The following is a 20868-nucleotide window of genomic DNA, read 5'->3' on the forward strand; positions in this document are numbered from 1 at the left end:
GCCGCAACGCCTGAGCGGCGCGATAGGTTTCCGAGCGGGCGTGGAAGGTGCGCATCCAGCCGATCTGGTGGGCGCTGATGCCCTTGGACGCGCTGGCCATCCGTTTCGGACCGAGATTGGTTGCATCGGCCAAGACGCCCGGCCAGCATAGCGGAAACATTTCGTGGGGCATCGCCTGCGCGGACATGCGTGAAGTGATCGGCAAAGCCCGTCCACTCGTGGACTTCTCTCAGGAGATCAGGAACTTCGATCAACGGATACACCTCGCTGATCTCGGCGTTCAGTTCTTCGACTGCTGCGGGAACGTCACCGGCGGTCGGCGTGACGATCAGCACTCCGGCTTCAAGACGAACGCCTTCGAGCTTTCCAGATCGTGCCCGATAGGCCAGGCGCTTCAGATTGAAATCCAGCACCTGCCTTGCTTCGGAGAGCCAGGCGGCACCGTCACTGCCCACACCAAGTCCGAGCCGGTCCTCCTCTTTCATCGCGGTGAACGTCGTCCTCGGCATGAGGTGTTCATCGATCGGGCGGAAAAGACCGGCTGCCATCTACCCATATGTCCGCTGAACGAAGGCGCTCCCGCAACGCTGGCAAGGTCGCAATTTCATAGAGACGGCGATCGGGCCTCTGCTGCGCAAAGATCAATTTCCGATCAGTTGAACTGAGATGGCTGATCGGGAAGCGCGAGCGGAACGTAAATGTCATCAGGAACGCCGTCGCGTATTTGTGGGTGCGACTATACTGCTCGGCTGCCAAGACCAGTGGGGATGCCTCGTTGTCCTCGACCATGGCTGCAAGCTCCGGCTTCATCCGAAGCAATCTGTGCCAGCCGACTTCCCGGTCGAGCACCTCGATCGCGTCTTGGCCCTGATCGTTGGCGGACTGCAGCGCCGTTATCGCATCGAGGAACAGACGCAGGGCCTTGGAGTTGCCCGTCCGGTGGTCCATGTGCCGCCGTTTCTTGCGGCTCTGGGCCTGAGAGAACAGCCGGCCGATCAGCTTGATGAACATCGTCACGGCATCGTCGGTCAGCTTCTGACCGAGCGTGATGACCTGCGCGATGATCAGGGCGTGACGACGGCTGGCATTGAAGTCGGTGGCCAGCCACGCCGGCGTGGCATTGCCCTCACCGACCATCTGGTCCGCCTTGGTGTAGATTTGCGCGACGGCACACGGGCTGTTGCAATCAGGCTTCCGGCAGCGCCGCAGAGTAGGACCGCGCAAACTGCGGGCCGTTCTGCTCCGGAATGCGAGGCCTGGCTCCCCTTCGGGTGTCCGCGGCGAAACCCTGCCGCGCTGCGCTGTCTTCGCCTGTTCACCACCTCGCGGAAGGAAGCCTTCCGTTCATCCCTGAAAGCACGCCCGGCATTTTGCCCATCCCCTCAGAACCTGACGGCGAGGTTTCCTCGGACGGAGTTGTCCGTGGATCTGCCGGAGAACTGTCCGTTGTAGGTCACGCTGAGGCTGGCGTTGGGGCCGAGGGCCATGTTGAGCCCGGCTTCGGCGACGGCGGCGTTGCGCGCAATGGCGGCGCCGGCGACCGAGAAGGGCGCGCCGCCGGCCAGCGCGACGCTGGCGGCGGGAACGACCTCCCCGAAGGCGTGGCGCCAGCCGATGCCGGCATGCAGCGTCAGCGGCACCGCCCCCAACATCACGGTCGTCGAGCCACGCAGGCCCAGTGTCGAGAACGTCGTGTCGAGCCGTTCGCCGGAGCCCGTGAGAGCGGCCGCGCCGCCGATCTCGCGGAAAGCGTCGCTGCGCAGGCTGACATGGGCAAGGTTGACGTAGGGCTCGAAGCTCGCCGGGCCGTAATCGAGGCGATAGCCGAGCTCGCCGAAGACCTGCGCCGTGCCGGCGTCGTAGCCGGTCCGGGTCGCGTTGCCGAAGCTCCCGAAGGCGATGCTGCGCGACATCCGGATGTCGTGGAAGGTGTAGGCCGCGCCGAGGCGCAGGCCGAGCGGCCCCCACTGCGCGCCGCCGTAGAGGCCGAGATGGTAGTTGTCGCTGTCGCCGGAGGAGGCGCGGTCCCGGACCGAGAAGTCCGACCGGCTGTAGCCACCGAGCAGGCCGAGCCGCCAGCTTTCGGCGACCGGCGCGTCGACGCCGGCGAGGAAGCCGCCGACCGAACGGCGCAGCCTGCCGGCGTTGCCGTCCCGGTCGGTCTCGCCCCAGGAGCCGAAGCCCTGCCCCCACATCGCGAAGGAGGGCACAGGGGGAGGCGAGCCGCGCGACGGCGCGAGCGGCCCCTTGGTCGCCCCGGCATAGGCGGCCCGCGGCTCGCTCGCCGTCTCCGCGAAGGCCAGCGCCGCGATGGGGGTCGCGGTGGCGGCGCCGAAGCCCTGGCGCAGCCGGTTGACGGCGATGTCGCGCACGAACTGGCTGTCCTGCACGAGCGCAGTCCGGGCCGAGGCGTGAGCCTCGCCGGAAACCGCGTCGAAGGCCCGCCGCGGCGTGACGAGCTCCGTGCTCTTGGCGACGAGGTCGTAGAGCGCCGAGTGCGGTCCCAGCGACTCGAGACCCCCGGCCGCCGCCATCTGGTTGCGGCTCGCGCCGGCCGAGGCGAAGGAACGCGTCTGGTCGATGCTGAAATAGGCGTTGCGCGCATCGTAGCCGACATGCGGCGTCAGGAAGACGAAGGGGCTGGCGCCGGTCGTGAAAGAGCCCGAGACGCCGCCGGCCGCAGTCAGGATCGCGTATTTCCGCGAGACGGTGAAGTCGCCGAGCGTGGCCACCCTTGCACCAGCGATGGTGGCGGTTCCGGTCACCTTGGTGAGATCCGAGGCTGAACGGTCGAGCTCGACGAGGTAGGTCGAGCCCGCGGCCATGGCGAGGTCGCCCCGGATCGTCAGCGTCCCGATCGAGTTGCCCGGGGTGAGCAGGCCGCCGGCGTTGACGAGCGTGCTGCCGACGCTGCCGGTGCCGCCGAGCGCGCCACCGGCCTGGACCGAGACCAGCCGCGACGAGGCGATCGAGCCGTCGACGCCGAGCAGCCCGCCCGAGACGATGGTCTCTCCGGTGTAGCTCGATGTGCCCGTGAGCTTCTGGTAGCCGCCCGAGAGCGTCAGCCCGCCGCTGCCGGCGATGGCGCCGGAGAAGACATCCTGCGCGGCGGTGAGCGTGAGCGGCCTGTTGCCCAGCGCGACATTGCCCGCCCCGGTGAGGCTCCTGATCGAGGCTCCGGCGCTGGTCGCGGCGATGTCGAAGCTGGCGCCGGCCTCGGTGAGGACGCGGCTCGAGTTCGCGATCGAGCCCTGCCCGGCGAGCGTCAGCGTGCCGGCGGAGATCGCGGTCTCGCCGGTGTAGGTGTTGACGCCGGTCAGCGTCAGCGCGCCGGTGCCGAGCTTGGCGAGGCTGCCGGGGCCCGCGCCGTCGGAGATGGTGCCGGCGAGCGTCAGGCCGAAGCCTTGCGTGTCGAAGCGGCCTGTGCCGGTGATCGCGACCGGGTTGGCGAGGCTGAGTCCGTCGGCGGCGGCGAGCAGGGTCGTCCGGTCGGCCATGGCGAGGAGGCCGGTGCCGAGCGCGGTCGAGGAACCGACGCCGAGCGTGCCGCCGGTCAGGAAGGTCCCGCCGGAGTAGCTGTTCTTGCCGAACAGTGTCAGCGTGCCGTCGCCGGCCTTGACCAGGCTGCCGACATAGTCCGCGTCGGTCTTGGACGAGAGATGGTCGATCCGCGCTTGAGTGAGCACGAGTTCGTCGCCGGCCGCCTTGTTCGCCGCGATGATCGCCTTGTTCGCGGCGATGATCGGCTCGCGCGGGGCGTTGGCGATGCCCTCGGCGATCTGCGTATCGGTGCGCCCCGCGACGAAGGCGTCGAAATCGCCGCGCCGGCCGGCGGCCGCCTGCCAGTTGGGGTGCACGGCTTCGTACGCCGCCAGCAGCTGTCGCCCGACCGGATCGGCTTCGAGCGCAGCGATCGCCGCGGCGAATGACGCCGGGTCAAAGGTATCGGTATAGTTGAGGTCGATCGCCGCCCGCAGCAGCGCCCTTGCCTGCGGCATCCCCGAAATCAGCTCGGCCGGTGGCGCTACGGCCGGTGGAACCGGCGGAATCGGCTGGATCCGTGCTTCGATCGCGGCCTTGCCAGTGCTGGTCCAGGCGGCGACCTCGGCGCGCTCCTCGCCCTTGCGCGCCACCAGCGCGGCTTCCGAGATGTCGTTGCGCCAGGTGTCGGAGGTGCCGGCCGGAAGGCTCGCGACGAACCGCCCAAGCAACTGCCCGGGACCGTCCATCGCTTTTTGTAGATCCAACGCACCCCAACCGTAGATCGTGTTGGGAACATCTGCCGGGCCGGCACCCTGATGGCTGGCCGTCGTCAGAAGAATGGTGCGAACGGCCTCGTTGCCGAGATAGGGATAGCGCTCCATCGTGATGGCCAGCGCGCCCGCGACCGCAGGAGCGGCCATCGAGGTACCAGTCTTCTCGTCGTAACCGGCGGTTGCTGCATCGCCCTTTCCGTCGAAGACCGTGCTGTAGATCGACGATCCGAGGGCGGAAATGCAGTAATACTTCGTCATTCCGCAAATGCTCGATGACCAGGCAAGTCCATCTGCGGGGTTGGAACTCGCCAGATTGGCGACCGTTATCCATGACTTTTCGATATCCGGTCGAAAGTAGGGCAAGGCACCAAGCGCATCCGGCTCGGAACCGAACTTGTTTCCAGCCGACTTGACGTACAGAATGCCGGCACGACCTATTTCCGCCGCAGCATTCATGGTCCCGTCATTGGGCGCCGAAGCGTATTGTGCCAAGACGTCGGAAATGGTGGCCCTTCCGCCCATCGTGCCCAAGGAACCGAGAAAGCCGATTCCCCAGCTATTGTTGATGATGCGGACGTCACTGGCGGCCAGGGCTTTGAAGCCGGCCGTGTAGGCATTGGCGTCGTTGCCGGCGACCACGCCGTCTTCGGGGCCGGGATCGCTGTTGTGTGCCGCAACGAGCGAAGCGCCAAATGCCACCCCCATCATGCCCACACCGTCGCGATTGGCGGCAACAGTGCCTGCGACGTGCGTTCCATGATCGCTTGGGCTGACCAAGCCGACACCCTTTGTCGGGTTGGTGCCAGTCAATGAGAAGGGGTCCCCGGCCTTGTAGTAATTGGCGTAGGTATAAGCGTAGGTGCCTTGCGTAAGGAGTCCCGTCAGCTTGCCGGGGCCGGCGAACTCGGGATGCTTCCCGAAAACGCCCGTGTCGAAAATTCCGACTTTGACACCCCGGCCGGTGAAGCCCATCGCATAGGCATACTCAGCCTTGATCGAGCCGAGCTGGGTCCCGGCCTTGAACTCCGGATCGTCGCGCCAGCTCCGCGCGGCGGCGTTCAGGTCATTCGTCGAGGTGCCGTCGGCCTTGGTGTAGATCTGAGCCAGCGCAGTCGGACCCGCCGCGAGCAGGCCCGCGGCCGCAACGCCACCGAGAAGAACCTCGCGTAATTTCAGTGTCTTCCACGCCATATCCGGTTGCCCCTCCCTGTCGAATTCACTGGCCCCTGTGGGCAAAGCGGTCCCGTTCGGCGGGTTGGGGGGCCGCCGTCGGTCCGTCGTGTCGTTGCGTGTGGGGGCTGCGGGGCAGGTCTTGCGCCGCAGCCGTGTTTCACCAGCGGTAGCTGAGCGTGGCTTTTCCCGTGTAGCCGTTGGTTCTGTCGGAGAACTCGCTCTCGAAGGAGGCGCGAGGGTGAAGCCGTTGCGCCACGCGGCCTCGAGCGAGGCCCCGACGAGCGCGGCGTTGCGGGTCGGAGGCGCGCCGCCGACGCTGAAGCCGGCGCCGGGCAGGGCCAGGAATGGCGGGATCGTAATGCTCGCGACCGCGGATAAAGCGGCGCAAACTGGTTTTGCTCAGGCCAGTGGCGATCCAAACCGCTGGCACCGGTCGACAGACCGTCTCATGGGGACGCTCGTCAGTGACCGCGGCCTGGGCGCCATGCCAACCGAGTCCTGTGCTGTCTCTAAGGAAGGTAACGGCGTCGTTGTCGTCAAAAAAGCTTCGGCCGACGCTGTCCGACGAAAACCCCATCGGCGCCGACAACCGATCTAATTCGCAATCTTGGATGGCTACAGTATTCAGGACCATTCTGATCTGCCCCGATCGAGACCGGTAGACCAGATCGAGCCCATGTTGAGCAAGGCGCCGACTGTCGCTTGATTTCGCTCAGCCTCCGCCGTCCTCCGCATTTGTCATCCCATCCGATATTGCTTCGCCCAAAGAATTTTGCACTCCTGGCCATCCTAGAGCGCATCTATGTTTCCTATGTCGCCCCGCCCTATTCTCAAACGGTCATTTTGACTGACATCTGGTTATTTTGGAGGGCATTCGGTCATTTTGGTGGGTATCTGGCCATTTTGGAGGGCATTCTGCTGTAGGGGACTACCAACAGGCCTGGTCGGCACGGCCCGTCTTTGATGCAGCAATACTAGCCGCCTGCAGCATCATTGCGAATTCGAGCGAGGTCATGGTCTGGTGCAAACCACAGCCCGTATCGCCACCGGTTGGGCCTAGATTATCTGTGGCAGGGCAAGCTTGGAGCAGCGTGCGTGGATAATCCGTCCTATACTCACGCCAAAAAGCAAAGAAGCGCGGAAAATTCTGTAAGCCCTAATTATCCGCGTTTGATAGCTTACTAGGCCAAATTATCCGCGCTAATTTTCTTCCAAATGCATTTTTTCTCGCTATATCGGGCATATACTGATCGATAGAGTATCGACTCTACTTCCACCCCATCGTGTTGGGTCGCGACACGCCATTCTTCGCCGGCCCGCGGCCACCGCTCTGCCTTGTGGCCAGCGATCGAGTTGGCGAGGACGTGATTAGGTTGACGTACGTCCCTGCTTAATCGCGACGTACGATTTTCAACAGCTCTTGTTCTGACCCCACCCGGACCGAGCTTGGCGCGGTGTTCGGCAAGGAGGTCAGCCGCGACACGATCGGCCATCTGCGCAAGCTCGGCTTCGTCGCAGCCGGACTGCGCAGCCCGCAGCCCGGCGCGCCCTATACCTATGTCACGACGCCGGTGTTCTTGTCGCAGTTCGGGTTCGAGACACTGAGGGATCTGCCGGATTTCGAAAGGCTCGAGGATGCCGGACTGCTCAGCAAGGACCGGCTGCTCGCCGGCGACATCCCGGTCGCGGCAATCGACCCCGATCCATCGCCGCCAGATCACCTCGGCGACGGCGAGATATAGACCCTGATAACGGCGCTCAGGCTCGAAATTACAAAGCTTGCAGTTGCTCCGCTGAGCTCCGGCCGGAGCGCTTATCCTGAGCGAGCTCGTAGGAAACTTTCTGGCCATCGCGAAGTTCGCGCAGACCTGCTCGCTCAACGGCGCTGATATGGACAAAGACATCCTGCCCACCCTCGTCGGGCTGGATGAAGCCAAAGCCCTTTGTCGCGTTGAACCACTTGACGGTGCCGGTTGCCATCGATGCATCTCCCTGGAGGGCAGCCATCATCGCATGGTGGCCAGATTGGGCAATCCTTGAGTTGCCAGGGGGAGGCCGTGATCGCGTTCCGCTCAACGGGCCATTCTGGCCCGTTCCGGACCTCCAGGATGTCCGCATTCCAGCAATCAGCTTCGCGGGCTGGCGAGCAAATCTAACGGCAAAGGCGAAATCGGGGAGGGGTGTGTCGCCAGGCCCGACATGCCGCCCAACGCCGCGAATTCCTCGCGGCAGGCCTTCTCGATGCCTCAGAAGCGCATGTCGATCCTGCCCTTGAGAGCATGGTCTCTCGTCCGTTCGCCGAGGCTTGCGGCATAGGTCAGGCCGAGGGTGGTGGTCTGGGTGGCGCGCCAGTCGAGGCCGGCTTCGGCGGCAAAGCCGTCCCGATCGATCGGGGCGGCGAAGACGCGGGCCGGGGCGATGCCCGTGGCGAAGGCGGTCAGCGCCTGCGGCGTGAGGTCGCCGAAACCATGGCGCCAGCCGACCATGCCGCGCGCGAAGAGCGGCGTCTCCAGGATCTGCGCCTCGGCGCGCAGGCCCAGCGTGGTGAAGCCGGGATTCTGCTCGGAGGAGACCAGACGCAAGGCCGCCGCCCCGCCCTGCTCGAGCCCGGCCTCGGTCGAGACCCGGATCAGCGCTAGCTGGGCGAAGGGCTCCAGCGCGAGGCCTTGCCAGGTGAAGCCATAGCCGAGCTCGGCGAAGGCCTGCGCCGTCGATCCAGGCCGTTGCGACCGCAGCAGGTCACCGAATCCGCGGATCGCGACCTGGCGGCGGATGTCGCTCTCGCTCCAGCTAAGGCTGAGGCCGGCATCGAGGCGGAAGGCGCCGAAGCGAGACCCGGCATAAAGCGCGGCATGGCCGCTCTCGAGCCGGCCCGAGGACAGCCTGGCGTCGAGATCGAAGCGCGACTGGGTGTAGCCGCCCGCCACGCCGACGCGCAGGGAGCCGGGGCCACTGTTAAAGAGCAGCATGTCGGCACCGAGGATGGCACCGCCGGTGCGGCGCGACAGCCCGGCCGCATTGCCGTCGGCATTCGTGTTGGCCTGGCCGCCGAGCGCCTCGCCCCAGAGCGCATAGCGCGCCTCACGCCGCGGCGCCGGCATGACGGTCGCGCTCTTGCTGCCCGGCAGATCGGCGCTGAAGGCGGCGGCGATGCTCGCGCCTGGGGGCGTCAGCAGCGGGCCGCGCAGGTGGCCCAAAATCGCCTCGCGGACGAGCGCGCTTTCGCCGATCGCGACCGACACCGCCTGCGCATGTGCCTCGCCCGAGAGCAGGTCGAAGCCGGCGCGCGCTTCGGTCGCCGTCGTCGAGAGCAGCGCGTCATAGACTGGCTGGCCGACGCCCAGCCGCTCGGTCGCGTTCGCGGTGAAGCCCTGGTTGCGGGTGAGCGCCACGCCGGCGAACCCGGTCTGGTTGCGCGTCATGGTCAGCGTGACGTTGCTGCTGTCATTGCTCAGCGACGGCGTCAGAAAGGCGAGGTTCGAGGTGACATTGGCGAAGCGGCCGGTCACGCCGGCGCCGGCCGTCAAGATGGTATAGTTCGTCGCCGCCGCGTAGTTGCCGTTTTCGGCCAGCACCTGGACTGTGCCGCCCGAGATCGTCGCCATGCCTGACGCCACGATCCTGTCACTCTGCCCCGCCGCGTTGATCTCGACCTGATAGACCGACCCCGCCCCGAAGGCGACATTGCCCGCGACCGTCAGCGTGCCGATCGAGTTGCCGGGAGCCGCAAAGCCGCCGTTCTGAACGACGAGCCCGCCGATGGTGCCGTTGCCGCCCAACGTCGCGCCGTTCTGAACAGTGATGGTCGAGTTCGCCAGTGAGCCATTCACCGCAAGACGGCCAGCCTGAACCGAGGTCGGCCCGGTCAACGGGCTGTTCCCGGTGAGGTTCAGGCTGCCGGAGCCAACCTTGGTGAACGGATCGCTTCCTGCGAGCGGGGCGGACATGGTCTGGGTATTACCGTTGGTGTCGACGGTAAAGCCGCCTGGGCTGACGGTAATGGGGCGGTCGAGCGAGCCCGTATAATCGAACCGGAGGACACCGCCACCGAACGCGACAGGGCCGCTGCCGAGCGCATCGGGAGCGGCGATGACCAGGGTTCCGCCATTCACCTGGGTTCCACCCGTGTAGGTGTTGATACCGGCGAGCGTCAGAGCGCCGGCACCGTCTTTCTTGAGCGATCCGGACCCGCTGATGTTGCCTGAGAAGGTGCCGTCCACGGGCTGGTTGAACACCAGGACCGCATTGTTGAGAACCGGTCCTCTGAGACTGGTTGTATTGGCCACAAGGACGCCGTCCGAGATCGTCGTGCCGCCGGCATAGGTATTGGCGCCGGAAAGCGTCAGAGTTCCCGCGCCGAGCTTGGTCAGGCCGCCTGAGCCACCAAGCGCTGCTGAAATACCGATCGCGTGGCCGTTGCTGTCAATGAAGGCGCCGCCGGTGCCGATCACCACATCCCCAGCGGCAAAGCCAAAGCGATAATCGGCCTGAGCAGCGAGAAAACTGGCCCTGTCGGCGCTGGCGCGCAGGATACCGCCGTCGAGATTGAGCGTGGCATCGCCAGTCTGCCCATTGCCAAGCCCCTTAGCCAATAGGCCGGTCGTCAGTACGCCTCGATTCCCGGCTGTACCGCTCAGGGTCAATGTTCCCTGTGCTCCTGGAACCACTCCCATCCAGATGACGGGGGCACTGACAGCTCCGCCATTGTCGATAGTCACGGTGCCGTTGCCATACCAGCCAACAGCCAGTGTTTGGCTGTTGGCCCATTGCGAGCCGGAGCCGCTCACGGTCACGGTGCCGGTCCCGCCGGCGTTGACGCCGACCTCGGCGGTCGTGTTGCTGACGCTGCCTCCATTCAGGATATTCAGGAAACCAAAACCGGAACTGCCCACGCCGATGGAGATAGCGCCGGTGTTAGCCCATACCGAATTTGCGTCCCGTACCGTCACCGTACCCGTGACGTTGTCGGAACCGACACGGGCCGTGGTACCGTTGACCTGACCGCCGGATTCAATGATCAAGGTGCCACCGAGCGTATTACCAACCATGAGGTTGTTTGAGATGCTCCAGGGCGAGGACTGGGTACCCGGTACCGTAACGGGCACTCCTTCGACCACGGTATTGGGTGATTGGGCTTGAGCAACCCCCATCAGGAGGACCATCACCGCTGTCGCGGCTGCGACCAGCAAGACGGGATGCGAGGATGGTGCCTTGGGCCGCAATGTCTGCATCGAGCCGTTTAGACCCGGCTCAACGAGAATAGGCGTAGACTGGCGCATGATCCATCCCGGCGGCGTCGCGGCATACGTCAGGCGGCCTGAAGTGTCGGCCACCACAGATTAAGCGCATCACAATCCACCGGATCGACGGGCGCAGGCGATTTTCCTAACAGATGTGACTTTGCGACAACCGTGTATTGGAGCGGGTGCGACCCGCTCCGCCCCCGGCTTGCCAGATTGTGCTTTACGGGGCAGACGCGCCGATTCGAGCCGGCAGCCGGGAGCCATCAGGCGCTTGGTGGAAAAGTCCGAGCCGGCGCCGGAGCCCACAGCGTGACGAGGGCGGCAAACGGTATTGTTCATGCAGGCCCGTCGACTTCGGCCTCATCCAGCCACTACAGCTTGTAGCCGATCTTTCGCAGGAGGTCCTTCCGCCATGCGATGTCGGCATCGGCTTCGACACCCAGCGGTGAGGCGCCATCCACCACGCCGAGCACGCCGCGGCCCAGCTCCGTTTGCGCAACGATCACCTGTGTCGGGTTGGCCGTCGCGCAGTAGATGCGGCAGACCTCCGGCACCGCGCGCACCGCAGCCAGCACGTTGACGGGAAAGAATCCGTCGCCCAGGAAGATCAGGAACGTGTGGCCGGCGCCAATGGCCAATGCGTTGTCGCGTGCCAGGGCGAGCGCGGCCTCGTCATTACCCGACCAGCGCACCAGCCGCTTGCCGGAGGCCTCGCAGAAGGCCAGTCCGAAACGGATGCCGGGAACCGCGCCCACCAGCGCCTCGTGGAGGTCTTCCACGGTCTTGATGAAGTGCGACTGGCCGAAGATGAAGTTGGTGGCGTCCGGCTTGACGATGGGCACCACGGTGAGGTCCATGGCTGCGCTCCTTCAAGGTAGGCAGCGCAATGGTAGGCCAATGGAAGGCGATTTCAAGCCTCCGCAGGCGGCCGGTTCGCCCTCCGCGCTGCCCCCCAGATTCGCCACGGCCATCCGCAAGATTCTCGGCTCGGTAAGATCTTAAAAAATACAGGGAGGGCCGCGAGCGATGCCACGGCCCTCCGTAAAAACTATGTACTAGAATGTAAGCTTACATCGTAAGGCGCGCCTGAATAACCCATTGCTGTGATAGGCGATTTAGCCGCGCAATAACGAACTATGTACATATTCGGTGTCAGTCCGGTGGGGCGGCCTTTCCTTTGCGCCGTACGTCCTTTGCCTTACTTCGCCGCGAAGACGCCGAGGCTGCTGGCGGTGATGTCGAAGGAGAGCGTCGCGACGAAGGCGGCGCCGCACCAGTTCGAGCGGCCGGTGCCGAGACTGATGCCGCGCGGATCGGCGGTCAGCAGGAAGCACTCGCTCTTCGACAGCGTGGTATCGTGGTAGCGCAGATCGGCGGTGATGTTCTTCCAGGTGTAGGAGGCGCCGGCGTTCCAGTAGGTGTAGTCGGGCAGATTGGTCGGCGGCACGGTCGACCAGATCGCGAGATTGGTGGTGCCGAGCCAGTAATGGCCGAGCTCGCCGGACACCGACAGGCCTTCGAGGAAGGGGAGGTTGTACTTGGCCGTCAGCGAGGCGTAGGTGCCGCTCGCGCCGGTGCCGAGCCAGTCCCAGGCGTAGAAGACGTTGGCGCCGAGGGTCAGGCTCTCGGCGAAGGTGTAGGAGACCTTGCCGTAGACCTCGGTGTAGTCGGTGTTCTTCGGCGTCCAGAATACGCCGGCACCGTCGATCAGCTGCTTCTCGCCGGGGTAGTAGTACTGCCAGACGCCGAAATCGAAGGAGAGGTCGCCGAATTTCGGTCGGATGCCGCCATAGAAGTCGACCTCCGCGGTTGGGCTCGTCGCCAGATCGACATTTGAGCCATAGACGCCAAGATAGAACAGGTTGTTGTAGATCTGCAGTTCGGCGCCGCCCTGAATGGCCGGCTTGCGATCCGTCTGCGAAATGCCGCGGAAATTATAGTCGGTCATGCCCTTCACGCTGAAGGCGATGTCGAACCAGGTGATGGCCGGGGCGACGGGGGCGGGCGGCGGCCCTTTCTTGCTCGGCAGGTCGGAGGCCTCAGCCGCACCGATGGCGGCGGCCAGGCTCAGGCCCAGAATCGAGGAACGGAAGAGATCGGACATCTGCAGGAACCCCATCGCCGCGCATTGATTGCGCTGTCGTCCCATCAAGCGGGTGAGGCCGGGTTGCCGGCAAGGCGAGGTTTTGGGCGCTTCGCCCACGCAAAAAGCAAAAGGCCTCCGAAACGGAGGCCTTCGCGCCTGCGAAACAGGCAACTTCAATTATGGGGAGCGCTGTGCTGTTTTCGTCACAGCGCGTGACAGCAGCGTAATGCTCAGCGAGTCGTCGGCTGGCTTGCGTAGCCGGCCATCGACTGGTCGAGGCTCGAGGTCTTCAGACCGGTGGCCCGGCGCGGCGGCAGCGGGGCGCTCGTAGCCGTCGGTGTCGCCGGGACGACCGAGGCGATGGGCGCACTGCCCTGGTCAGCCGTGGCGCTGGAGCCGCCGCCGAAGACCGGCATGAAGCTGAGCGCGCGCTGCAGCAGGGGCTTTTCCTCGGCGGGGGCAGCCGGGGCGACCGGCGTCGAAGCTGCGCTCGCGAGCACCGGCGCCTGCACGGCGTTGCCGGGGGCGACCTTGGCGAGCTGCGTTGCGGCCGGAGCTGCCGCCGGGCGCGGCGCAGCGGTCGGCTTGGCATCAGGCTTGGCGGCTTCAGGCTTCGCAGCCTCTTCCGCCGGGGCGGCGGCGATGGCTGCGAGCACGGCGTCGTTGTCGGCCGAAGCGGCGCGGACGGTCGCCTTCGCCTTGCCCTTGTCGTCGAGCACGACGACGCGCGGGCCGATCGACAGGGCATCGGCGCGGCTGACGCCGACATCCTTCGAAGCCCAGGACGCCGAACGGTTGAGCGCATCGGAGCCGCCGGCCAGCAGCGTCTGCTTGAAGGACGAGTGCTGATCACCATCGTCATAGATCAGCTTGATCGCGGGCGTGCCCTTGGCGACGAGCGAGGCGACCTGGACCTCGTCCTGCTGGCGCTTCTCGGCGACGGCAGCCGGCGCCGAGCCACCGTTGAAGACATAGCGGCCGCCGGCCACGGAGACGGCGGGCTCGTCGCGGGTGACCTCGAAATAGTCCGTGCCTTCCTTCAGGTTCTTCCAGAAGGCGATGTTCGGGTCGAGGCGGTGCTTGGCCAGGTTCTCGGGCGTCATCCGGAAGGGCAGGGCCTGCATCTGCACGGCCTTCTGGCCGGCATTCTGCGCCTCGCGCACCAGCGCATAGATCTCGCCGATCTGGTCGTCGGTCATCGAGTAGCAGCCGGCCGAGGAGCAGGCGCCGTGGACCATCAGATGCGCGCCGGTGCGGCCATGCGCACGGTCATAGGCATTGGGATAGCCCATGTTGAACGAGACGTAATAGGACGAGTTCGGGTTCATCTGCTGGGGCGCGATGGCATAGAAGCCTTCGGGCGCCATGCGGTCGCCCTCGCGCACCTTCGGGCCGAGCTGGCCGGACCAGCGGCACATCGGGAAGGTCTTGAGCAGGGCGTACTGACCGTCGGCCTTGCGCTTCCAGACCTCGAGCTCCGACTCCTTCTTGTAGGAGCGGATCAGGATCGGCTGATCCTTGCTCATGCCCTTCTCGGACATGAGCGCGTAGGTCGCGGTCGGGATCGGGATGTTGTGGCGGGCGGAGCTGCGATAACGCTCCTCCTCACAGGCCGCCAGCGTCAATGCAACAAAAGCCACGAGCGCGAGTTGCTTGATTGCCACGTCGTCAATCCCATCGAACGGCAGGCCGGGGTGCGACCTGTGACTTCGCAAGACGGCCAAATTGTGCCCGTCGACTCGTTGTAGAAGCGTTAGCCTTGAGGGTTCCTTACCATAGGCCTGCCGAGTCTGGCCACATGGTCAACGGCCGGTAAAGAACCCCTGTCTTCGCGGTTGCGAGAGATCTCACTCCAAGATTGCTCAGAGATTGCGCCCGATCGCGAGGAACTTTTCGGCCCGTTTCGCGACGATATCCTCGCTGCTGAGGCCGGCTTGATCGCCGAGCGCAGCGGCGATGGCGTCGCCCGCGCGGCTGATCGCCGCGTGCGCATCGCGATGGGCGCCGCCCGTCGGCTCCTGCACGATCCGGTCGATGATTCCGAACTTCAGCAGGTCCTGCGCGGTGATCTTCATGCCAGTGGCGGCGTCCTGCGCGCGGGCCGTGTCGCGCCAGAGGATCGAGGCCGCGCCTTCCGGCGAGATCACCGAATAGATCGCATGCTCCAGCATCAGCACGCGGCTGGCGGCAGCGATGGCGATGGCGCCGCCCGAGCCGCCTTCGCCGATGACGAGCGCGACGCTGGGGCTGCGCAGCCCGAGCCAGGCTTCCGTCGAGCGGGCAATGGCCTCGGCCTGGCCGCGCTCCTCGGCCTCGATGCCGGGATAGGCGCCGGCGGTGTCGACGAAGCTCAGCACCGGCAGGCCGAAGCGGTCGGCCACCTCCGCGAGGCGCACGGCCTTGCGGTAGCCTTCGGGCTTGGGCATGCCGAAATTGTGCCGGATGCGGGTCTCGGTCGAATCGCCCTTTTCCTGGCCGATGACGCAGACCGGCTCGCCGCGGAAGCGGCCGAAGCCGCCGACGATGGCCTCGTCCTCGCCGAAGGCGCGGTCGCCGGCGAGCGGGGTGAATTCCTCGATCAGCCCGGCGCAGTAATCCTTGAAGTGCGGGCGCTGCGGATGGCGCGCCACCAGCGTCTTCTGCCAGGGCGTCAGCGCCGCATAGATGTCTTTCAGCGCCTGGTTCGCCTTGGCGTCGAGCTTGCCGATCTCTTCCGACAGGGAAATGCCGTCGCCGCGCGCCTCGAGGGCCCGCAATTCATCCGCCTTCGCCTCCAGTTCGGCGACCGGTTTCTCGAAATCCAGATAGCTACGCATCGTGATCCAGTTCAGAATCCGCGCGAAAATCGGGCGGAACAGCGGTTTATGGCACAACCGGCGCGAAAGGCGGCGGACCTTGGCCGTGACCCGGCGAAAATGTCAACCCGTTCGGCTTTCCGTCGGCGGGGCCGCAGCGCGCGGCGTGGGAGCCGGCTGCGGCAGCAGGACCGGACGCAGCGCGAAGCTGCGGCGCGTCGCGCGCAGGGGCGCGCGCCGGTAGAACTGCTTGGTCGCGTCGATGACATGGACGCCGGCGAAGGGCAGCGACAGGCCGGCGCCGATCTGCTCCCAGACCGGGGCCGAGCGCATCAGGAGCCGCCGCTGCAGTGGCGGGACATAGAGCGCCTCGGCCCAGTGCTCGGGCGAGAATTCGGCGGCGCGCATCAGCGCCGAGAGCTGGCGGCGGCTGAAGGGCCGGCCCTGGCCGAAGGGCGTTCCGTCCATCCGGGCCCAGAGACCGCGTCGGTTCGGCACGACGAGGATCATGCGCCCGCCGGGGTTGAGGACGCGCGAGACCTCGTCGAGCAGGTCGTCCGGGCTTTCGGTCTCTTCGAGCGCATGGACGAGGACGACCCGGTCGATCGAGGCGGTCGGCAGCGGCAATAGCGTCGGCTCGACCAGAGCCGAGGCGGAAAGGCCGGGCGCCGGCCAGTTCACCACGCCCTGCGCCGCCGGCATGAAGGCGATGGTGCGCTCGGCCTCAATGCCGAGCACGGAGAGATAGGGTGTCGAGAAGCCGAGGCCGAGGAGGCGCTGGCGCGAGCAGTCGGGCCAGAAGCGCAGCATCGTCCGGCCGATGAAGCGCCGGGCCACATGGCCGAGCGGGCTGGCATAGAAGGCGCGCAGGTCGACGACGTCGAGAGGCATGGCGCTTGAGATGGAACGCCCTGCGGCCGAACGCAAGGGCAGGGCGGCGGCACGCGATCGCGATGGCCGCGCGCGACTCCCCTCCCCCTTGTGGGGAGGGGATGGGGGTGGGGGTCGGAAAGCAAGAGCGATCGACGGGAAAGTCTTTTCGACGCTGCTGCACGGCACTGACCTGCAGCCGATCACCAAGCGGCACCACCCCCACCCCTATCCCCTCCCCACAAGGGGGAGGGGAAGAGCCTCGCGTCGTTACGTCTTGGCTTCGTCGCTATCGCGCCTCGCAATGACGGCTATCCCTCCAGCTTGGCCGAGGGGCGACCTCACGGCTTGATCGGCGGGCGGCCATGGCCCATGCAGGGTGCCGATCCGCTCTCGCAGGAGTCCGCCATGCCGCTCGACCTTCACGTCTTCCGCACGCTCAGCGACAATGCCGGCGCGCTGCTTCATGATCCCGCCACCGGCGCCTGCGCGGCCATCGATGTGCCGGACGCTCGCGACATGCTGGCCGCCGCCAGCGCGAAGGGCTGGACGATCAGCGACATCTTCATCACCCACGCCCATCACGACCACACGCAGGGCGTCGCGGAGGTGAAGCAGGCAACCGGCGCCACGGTCATCGGACCGGCCGACGCTCGTGCCGGCGCGCCGCTCGACAAGGTGGTCGGCGAGGGCGATGGCGTCTCGCTCGGCGGGGAGCGCTTCGAGATCTGGCATACGCCCGGCCATTCCGACGGCCATCTCAGCTATGTCGGGCGCGGCGCCAAGCTCGCGCTGGTCGGCGACGTCGTCTTCGTCATGGGCTGCGGGCGCGTCCAGCCGGGACAGATGGACCGGATGTGGACCTCGCTGTCGCGATTGATGGCGCTGCCGGGCGACACCCGTCTCCTCGGCGGCCATGACTATACCCTCGCCAATGCCCGCTTCGCCCGGTCGGTCGATCCGGCGAACGCGGCGCTCAAGACGCGCTTTGCCGAGGCCGAGAAAGCCAAGGCCGAGGGCCGCTTCTGGGCGCTGACCACGGTAGCGGAGGAGCTGGCGACCAATCCGTTCTTCCGGGCCGGCGAGGGCGCGCTCGCCGCGGCCGTCGGACTGGCGGGCGCCTCGGCCGACAAGGTCTTCGCCGCGCTGCGCGAAGCCAAGAACCGGTTTTGACCATGCCGATGCGGCTCGACGGGCTGACGGCGGCCGAAATCATCCGGCTGCTCGAACTCAAGCCCCACCCCGAGGGCGGCCATTACCGCGAGACCTTCCGCGATCCGGCCGGGCCGGAGGGCAGAGGCTTCTCGACCGCGATCTACTACCTGCTCGACACCGGCGAGACCTCGGAATGGCATCGCGTCGATGCCGCCGAGATCTGGCATCACTATGCCGGTGCGCCGCTGGTCATCACCGTCTCGCCGAACGGCCACGATGCCTCGGCCCATCACCTTGGCACCGAGCTTGCTGCCGGCCAGCGGCCGCAATTCGTGGTGCCCGCCGGCTGGTGGCAGAGCGCGACCTCGCTCGGCGCCTGGACGCTGGTCGGCTGCACGGTGGCACCGGGCTTTGAATTTGCAGGCTTCGAGATGGCGCCGCCGGGCTGGCGGCCGACACCGCGCAAGCCCTCTGGGGGATGAGATGCTGACGAAGACGGAAGACAGCGAATTCGTGCTCAGCTGCGAGCGGCGCATCATCAATGCCTGGCCGGCCCTGTCGACGCTCGTCGTCGGTGACTGGGTGCTGCGCTTCGCCAATGGCTATTCGGGGCGGGCCAATTCGGCGACGCCGCTGAGCTATGGCGCGGAACTCGACGCGACGATGCTGGATTTGATCGAGGAGCTCTATCGCGCCGACGGGCTTGTTCCCGCCATCCGCCTGACGCCGCTTGTGGCGGATTCAACCCGCGCGGCGGTGCTGGAGCGGGGCTATCGGGTCAAGGACCGATCCTTTGGCCAGATCGCGCCGCTCGCCGGCTTCGTGGCCTCGGAAGAGCCTGAGCTGCAGATCGAGGCGCGGCCGAGCCTGGAATGGACGGCCGGCGCCGCCGCCCTCCAGAGCGGCAACAAGACCCATGTCGCCAATCTCGCGGCCATCATCGAGAAGGTCAGGCTGCCCGCCGCCTTCGCGACCTGGCTGGTCGAGGGCGAGGCGGTCGCCTTCGGCATGAGCGTGGCCGAGCGCGGCATGGCCGAGATCGGCCTGATCTGCGTCCATCCCGATCATCGCGGCCATGGCTATGGCCGCAGGATCGTGCGGAGTTTGATGGGCTGGGCCGGGGCGATGGGCTGCCACAGCGCCTATCTGCAGGTCGAGCAGAGCAATGCCGTCGCGATCAATCTCTATGGCAGCCTCGGCTTCCGCCAGCTCTACGCCTACGAGACCCGAATACTGGATTAAAGCCGTCATTCTCGGGCTTGACCCGAGAATCTCAGGCCGGAAGGGACGCCAGTGCCTCCGCGTCAGGAGATGCTCGGGTCAAGCCCGAGCATGACGGCGGACGAGCTCAGCGGGTCAGCAGCGCCGTGCCGTAGAGCCCGATGGCGAAGATGGTGTGGCTGACGAAATTGAGCAGGCGGATCTGGCCGGCGTTCGGCCGCCGCGAGGCGGCGACGCCCATGCCCATGCCGGGCTGCAGGATGAACCAGCCGCAGCCGATCGTGGCCCAGCCGACGATCAGCGCCGGCAGAAAGGTCGGATTGCGAGCCCAGTCCGCGCCCCAGATCGCGAGAACGATGCCCGCGAAGGCGATGCCGACCAGATAGTGGCAGATCCAGCCGATCGCGAGCTCGCCCGGCACGGGCTCGGATTTGGCGATGTCGTCATGCCACATCCGCCCGCGCGGCAGATGGGCGAACCAGCGCCCCGGCATCGCCCAGTTCGGCTTGGGCAAACCGAAGAGCCGCAGGAACTGCGCCCAGAGATCGGAGAGCGCCGTCGCGCCTGCTCCGATGACGATCATGCGCAAAATCAGATCAGACACGCCTTATCCCCCCAAGCCACACGACATGGCCCGACCGGTTGGAGCGGTGATTGCAGCATCGGTCAACTGCGGCGCGGGCCCGGCCATGCAGGGGTGTGCTGCATGCGGCGCATCGCCCCGGCTTCGGAACCGTGTCCGACCTTGCCGGGTTGCCCCTGCGAATCCGCGCGCTGACTGAGGGGGCGATCATCCATGGCCACGGCGACCGCCGAGACATCACGCAACGGCGCGACCGGGCCGCATGGCGCGGCCGAACTGCCGTCGGTCGTGGTCACCAGCTACAATCTGGAGGTGCGGGACGATGACGGCTTCGTCGGCGACAAGGCGAGCCGGGGCGCGTTCATCGAGCATCTCGATGCGCTGCGCAGCCATCTGAAGCGCAACGGCGACGATCCGCTGAAAGGCAAGACCGCCGAGATCAGCAAGAAGGAGCTCGATGCGCTGCTCAAGGAGGGCGAAGCCGCCGAAGCCGCCCTGGTCCTGAGCGCCGTCGAGGGCTTCGCCCAATCGCTTGCCTTTGTCATCCGCCGCTTCGCACGCCTGAAGAGCTGGGCTTCGGTCGAGCGCATCGCGGTCGGCGGCGGCTTCCGCGAGAGTCGTGTCGGCGAACTCGCCATCGCACGCGCCGCCATCATCCTGCGCACCGACGGGCGCGCGCTTGATCTCGTGCCGATCAGCCATCATCCCGACGAGGCCGGCCTCGTCGGCAGCGCGCACCTCGCGCCGAAATGGATCTTCGAGGCCTTCGACAGCCTCGTCGCCGTCGATATCGGCGGCTCGAACATCCGCGTCGGCATCGTCGAGCTTCGGCAGCAGAAGGCGCCGGATCTGAGCAAGGCGCGGGTCTGGAAATCGGAGCTCTGGCGCCATGCCGACGAGGAACCGAGCCGCGACGAGGCGATCAAGCGCCTCGGCAAGATGTTGCGCGACCAGATCGAGAGTGCCGAAAGGGAGGGGCTGAGGGTGGCGCCCTTCATAGGCGTCGGCTGTCCCGGCCTGATCGAGCCGGACGGTGCGATCGGGCGCGGCGCGCAGAACCTGCCGGGGAATTGGGAAAGCAGTCGCTTCAACCTCGTCGACAGCATCCGCGAGCTCGTGCCCGCGATCGGCGAGCACGAGACGGAGGTCGTGATGCACAACGATGCCGTCATCCAGGGGCTGAGCGAGATGTCGGCGATGCAGGATGTCGAGAACTGGGCGGTTCTGACGATCGGGACCGGGCTCGGCAATGCCAGCTACCACAACCGCGGCAAGGCCAGGGCAGGCAAGAAGGACAAGCGGGAAAGCAAGCGCTGATCCCGGCAGGCCGCAGCGCCATGCCATCTTGAGGTCGTGTTTTGCGGCGATGAGCGGGCCGGAGCCGTTTCCGGCTCACCAGCCCCGCCCGCTATCCCAGGAGCATCAGCTTTGCTGGCCGCCGAATTCCGCTCTCCGTCTTGCCTTGCGGGCACGGCTGTGCCGAGGG

13 protein-coding genes and 3 pseudogenes are annotated in these 20868 nt (G+C 66.3%); 6 read left to right on the forward strand and 10 right to left on the reverse strand.

Annotation, left to right across the window (positions count from 1 at the left end; genetic code table 11):
• Nucleotides 1–7: 7 nt before the first annotated feature.
• Nucleotides 8–1143: pseudogene (locus tag FQV39_RS20955) on the reverse strand (Tn3 family transposase); the annotation flags it as partial.
• Nucleotides 1144–1382: 239 nt separating this feature from the next.
• Nucleotides 1383–5447, reverse strand: a complete 4065-nt coding sequence (locus tag FQV39_RS20960) for an autotransporter serine protease (protein WP_149132050.1) — start codon at nucleotides 5445–5447, stop codon at nucleotides 1383–1385.
• Nucleotides 5448–6685: 1238 nt separating this feature from the next.
• On the opposite strand from FQV39_RS20960, the pseudogene FQV39_RS33800 reads away from it, so the two are divergent.
• Both FQV39_RS33800 and FQV39_RS20970 read left to right on the forward strand, forming a co-directional pair.
• Nucleotides 6686–6823, forward strand: a pseudogene (locus tag FQV39_RS33800) (dihydrofolate reductase family protein); the annotation flags it as partial.
• A gap of 39 nt (nucleotides 6824–6862) precedes the next feature.
• Nucleotides 6863–7171: pseudogene (locus tag FQV39_RS20970) on the forward strand (SMC-Scp complex subunit ScpB); the annotation flags it as partial.
• A gap of 28 nt (nucleotides 7172–7199) precedes the next feature.
• Here the strand turns inward: FQV39_RS20970 and FQV39_RS20975 are convergent.
• From FQV39_RS20975 to FQV39_RS21005, 7 genes are all read right to left on the reverse strand, one after another.
• The gene (locus FQV39_RS20975; protein WP_149132051.1) at nucleotides 7200–7409 is read right to left on the reverse strand and encodes a cold-shock protein; all 210 of its coding nucleotides are present in this window, start codon (nucleotides 7407–7409) and stop codon (nucleotides 7200–7202) included.
• A gap of 266 nt (nucleotides 7410–7675) precedes the next feature.
• Complete coding sequence (locus FQV39_RS20980) at nucleotides 7676–10708, reverse strand: autotransporter outer membrane beta-barrel domain-containing protein (protein ID WP_149132052.1); 3033 nt, start codon at nucleotides 10706–10708, stop codon at nucleotides 7676–7678.
• Between the two features lie 335 nt (nucleotides 10709–11043).
• Nucleotides 11044–11529, reverse strand: a complete 486-nt coding sequence (locus FQV39_RS20985; protein WP_149132053.1) for an adenosine-specific kinase — start codon at nucleotides 11527–11529, stop codon at nucleotides 11044–11046.
• A 341-nt stretch (nucleotides 11530–11870) separates the two neighbouring features.
• Nucleotides 11871–12776, reverse strand: a complete 906-nt coding sequence (locus FQV39_RS20990) for a TorF family putative porin (protein WP_149132054.1) — start codon at nucleotides 12774–12776, stop codon at nucleotides 11871–11873.
• A gap of 212 nt (nucleotides 12777–12988) precedes the next feature.
• Nucleotides 12989–14422 carry a L,D-transpeptidase family protein gene (locus tag FQV39_RS20995; protein WP_149132055.1) on the reverse strand — a complete coding sequence of 478 codons (1434 nt, stop codon included), beginning with the start codon at nucleotides 14420–14422 and terminating at the stop codon, nucleotides 12989–12991.
• Between the two features lie 198 nt (nucleotides 14423–14620).
• Entirely contained in the window at nucleotides 14621–15574 is a 954-nt protein-coding gene (locus FQV39_RS21000) for an acetyl-CoA carboxylase carboxyltransferase subunit alpha (protein WP_149132056.1), read from the reverse strand.
• Between the two features lie 102 nt (nucleotides 15575–15676).
• Nucleotides 15677–16444 carry a class I SAM-dependent methyltransferase gene (locus tag FQV39_RS21005; RefSeq protein WP_149132057.1) on the reverse strand — a complete coding sequence of 256 codons (768 nt, stop codon included), beginning with the start codon at nucleotides 16442–16444 and terminating at the stop codon, nucleotides 15677–15679.
• A gap of 387 nt (nucleotides 16445–16831) precedes the next feature.
• On the opposite strand from FQV39_RS21005, the gene gloB reads away from it, so the two are divergent.
• The 3 genes from gloB to FQV39_RS21020 are packed head-to-tail and all read left to right on the forward strand — an operon-like array spanning nucleotide 16832 to nucleotide 18820.
• Nucleotides 16832–17596, forward strand: a complete 765-nt coding sequence (gene gloB, locus FQV39_RS21010) for a hydroxyacylglutathione hydrolase (RefSeq protein WP_149132058.1) — start codon at nucleotides 16832–16834, stop codon at nucleotides 17594–17596.
• An 8-nt stretch (nucleotides 17597–17604) separates the two neighbouring features.
• Nucleotides 17605–18060 carry a cupin domain-containing protein gene (locus FQV39_RS21015; protein WP_149133959.1) on the forward strand — a complete coding sequence of 152 codons (456 nt, stop codon included), beginning with the start codon at nucleotides 17605–17607 and terminating at the stop codon, nucleotides 18058–18060.
• Between the two features lies 1 nt (nucleotide 18061).
• Nucleotides 18062–18820, forward strand: coding sequence for a GNAT family N-acetyltransferase (locus FQV39_RS21020; RefSeq protein ID WP_149132059.1), 759 nt, complete (start codon nucleotides 18062–18064; stop codon nucleotides 18818–18820).
• A gap of 106 nt (nucleotides 18821–18926) precedes the next feature.
• Here FQV39_RS21020 and FQV39_RS21025 read toward each other — a convergent pair whose 3' ends face one another.
• Nucleotides 18927–19382: a DUF2938 domain-containing protein gene (locus FQV39_RS21025; protein WP_472840658.1), complete on the reverse strand. Its 456-nt coding sequence runs from the start codon at nucleotides 19380–19382 to the stop codon at nucleotides 18927–18929.
• 213 nt (nucleotides 19383–19595) lie between these two features.
• Between FQV39_RS21025 and FQV39_RS21030 the strand changes: the two genes are divergently transcribed.
• Nucleotides 19596–20699 (forward strand): ROK family protein, encoded by a 1104-nt coding sequence (locus FQV39_RS21030; protein WP_149132061.1) that lies wholly within the window; start codon nucleotides 19596–19598, stop codon nucleotides 20697–20699.
• The last annotated feature ends 169 nt before the right edge of the window (nucleotides 20700–20868 follow it).

The organism is Bosea sp. F3-2 (assembly GCF_008253865.1).
GTDB lineage: Bacteria > Pseudomonadota > Alphaproteobacteria > Rhizobiales > Beijerinckiaceae > Allobosea.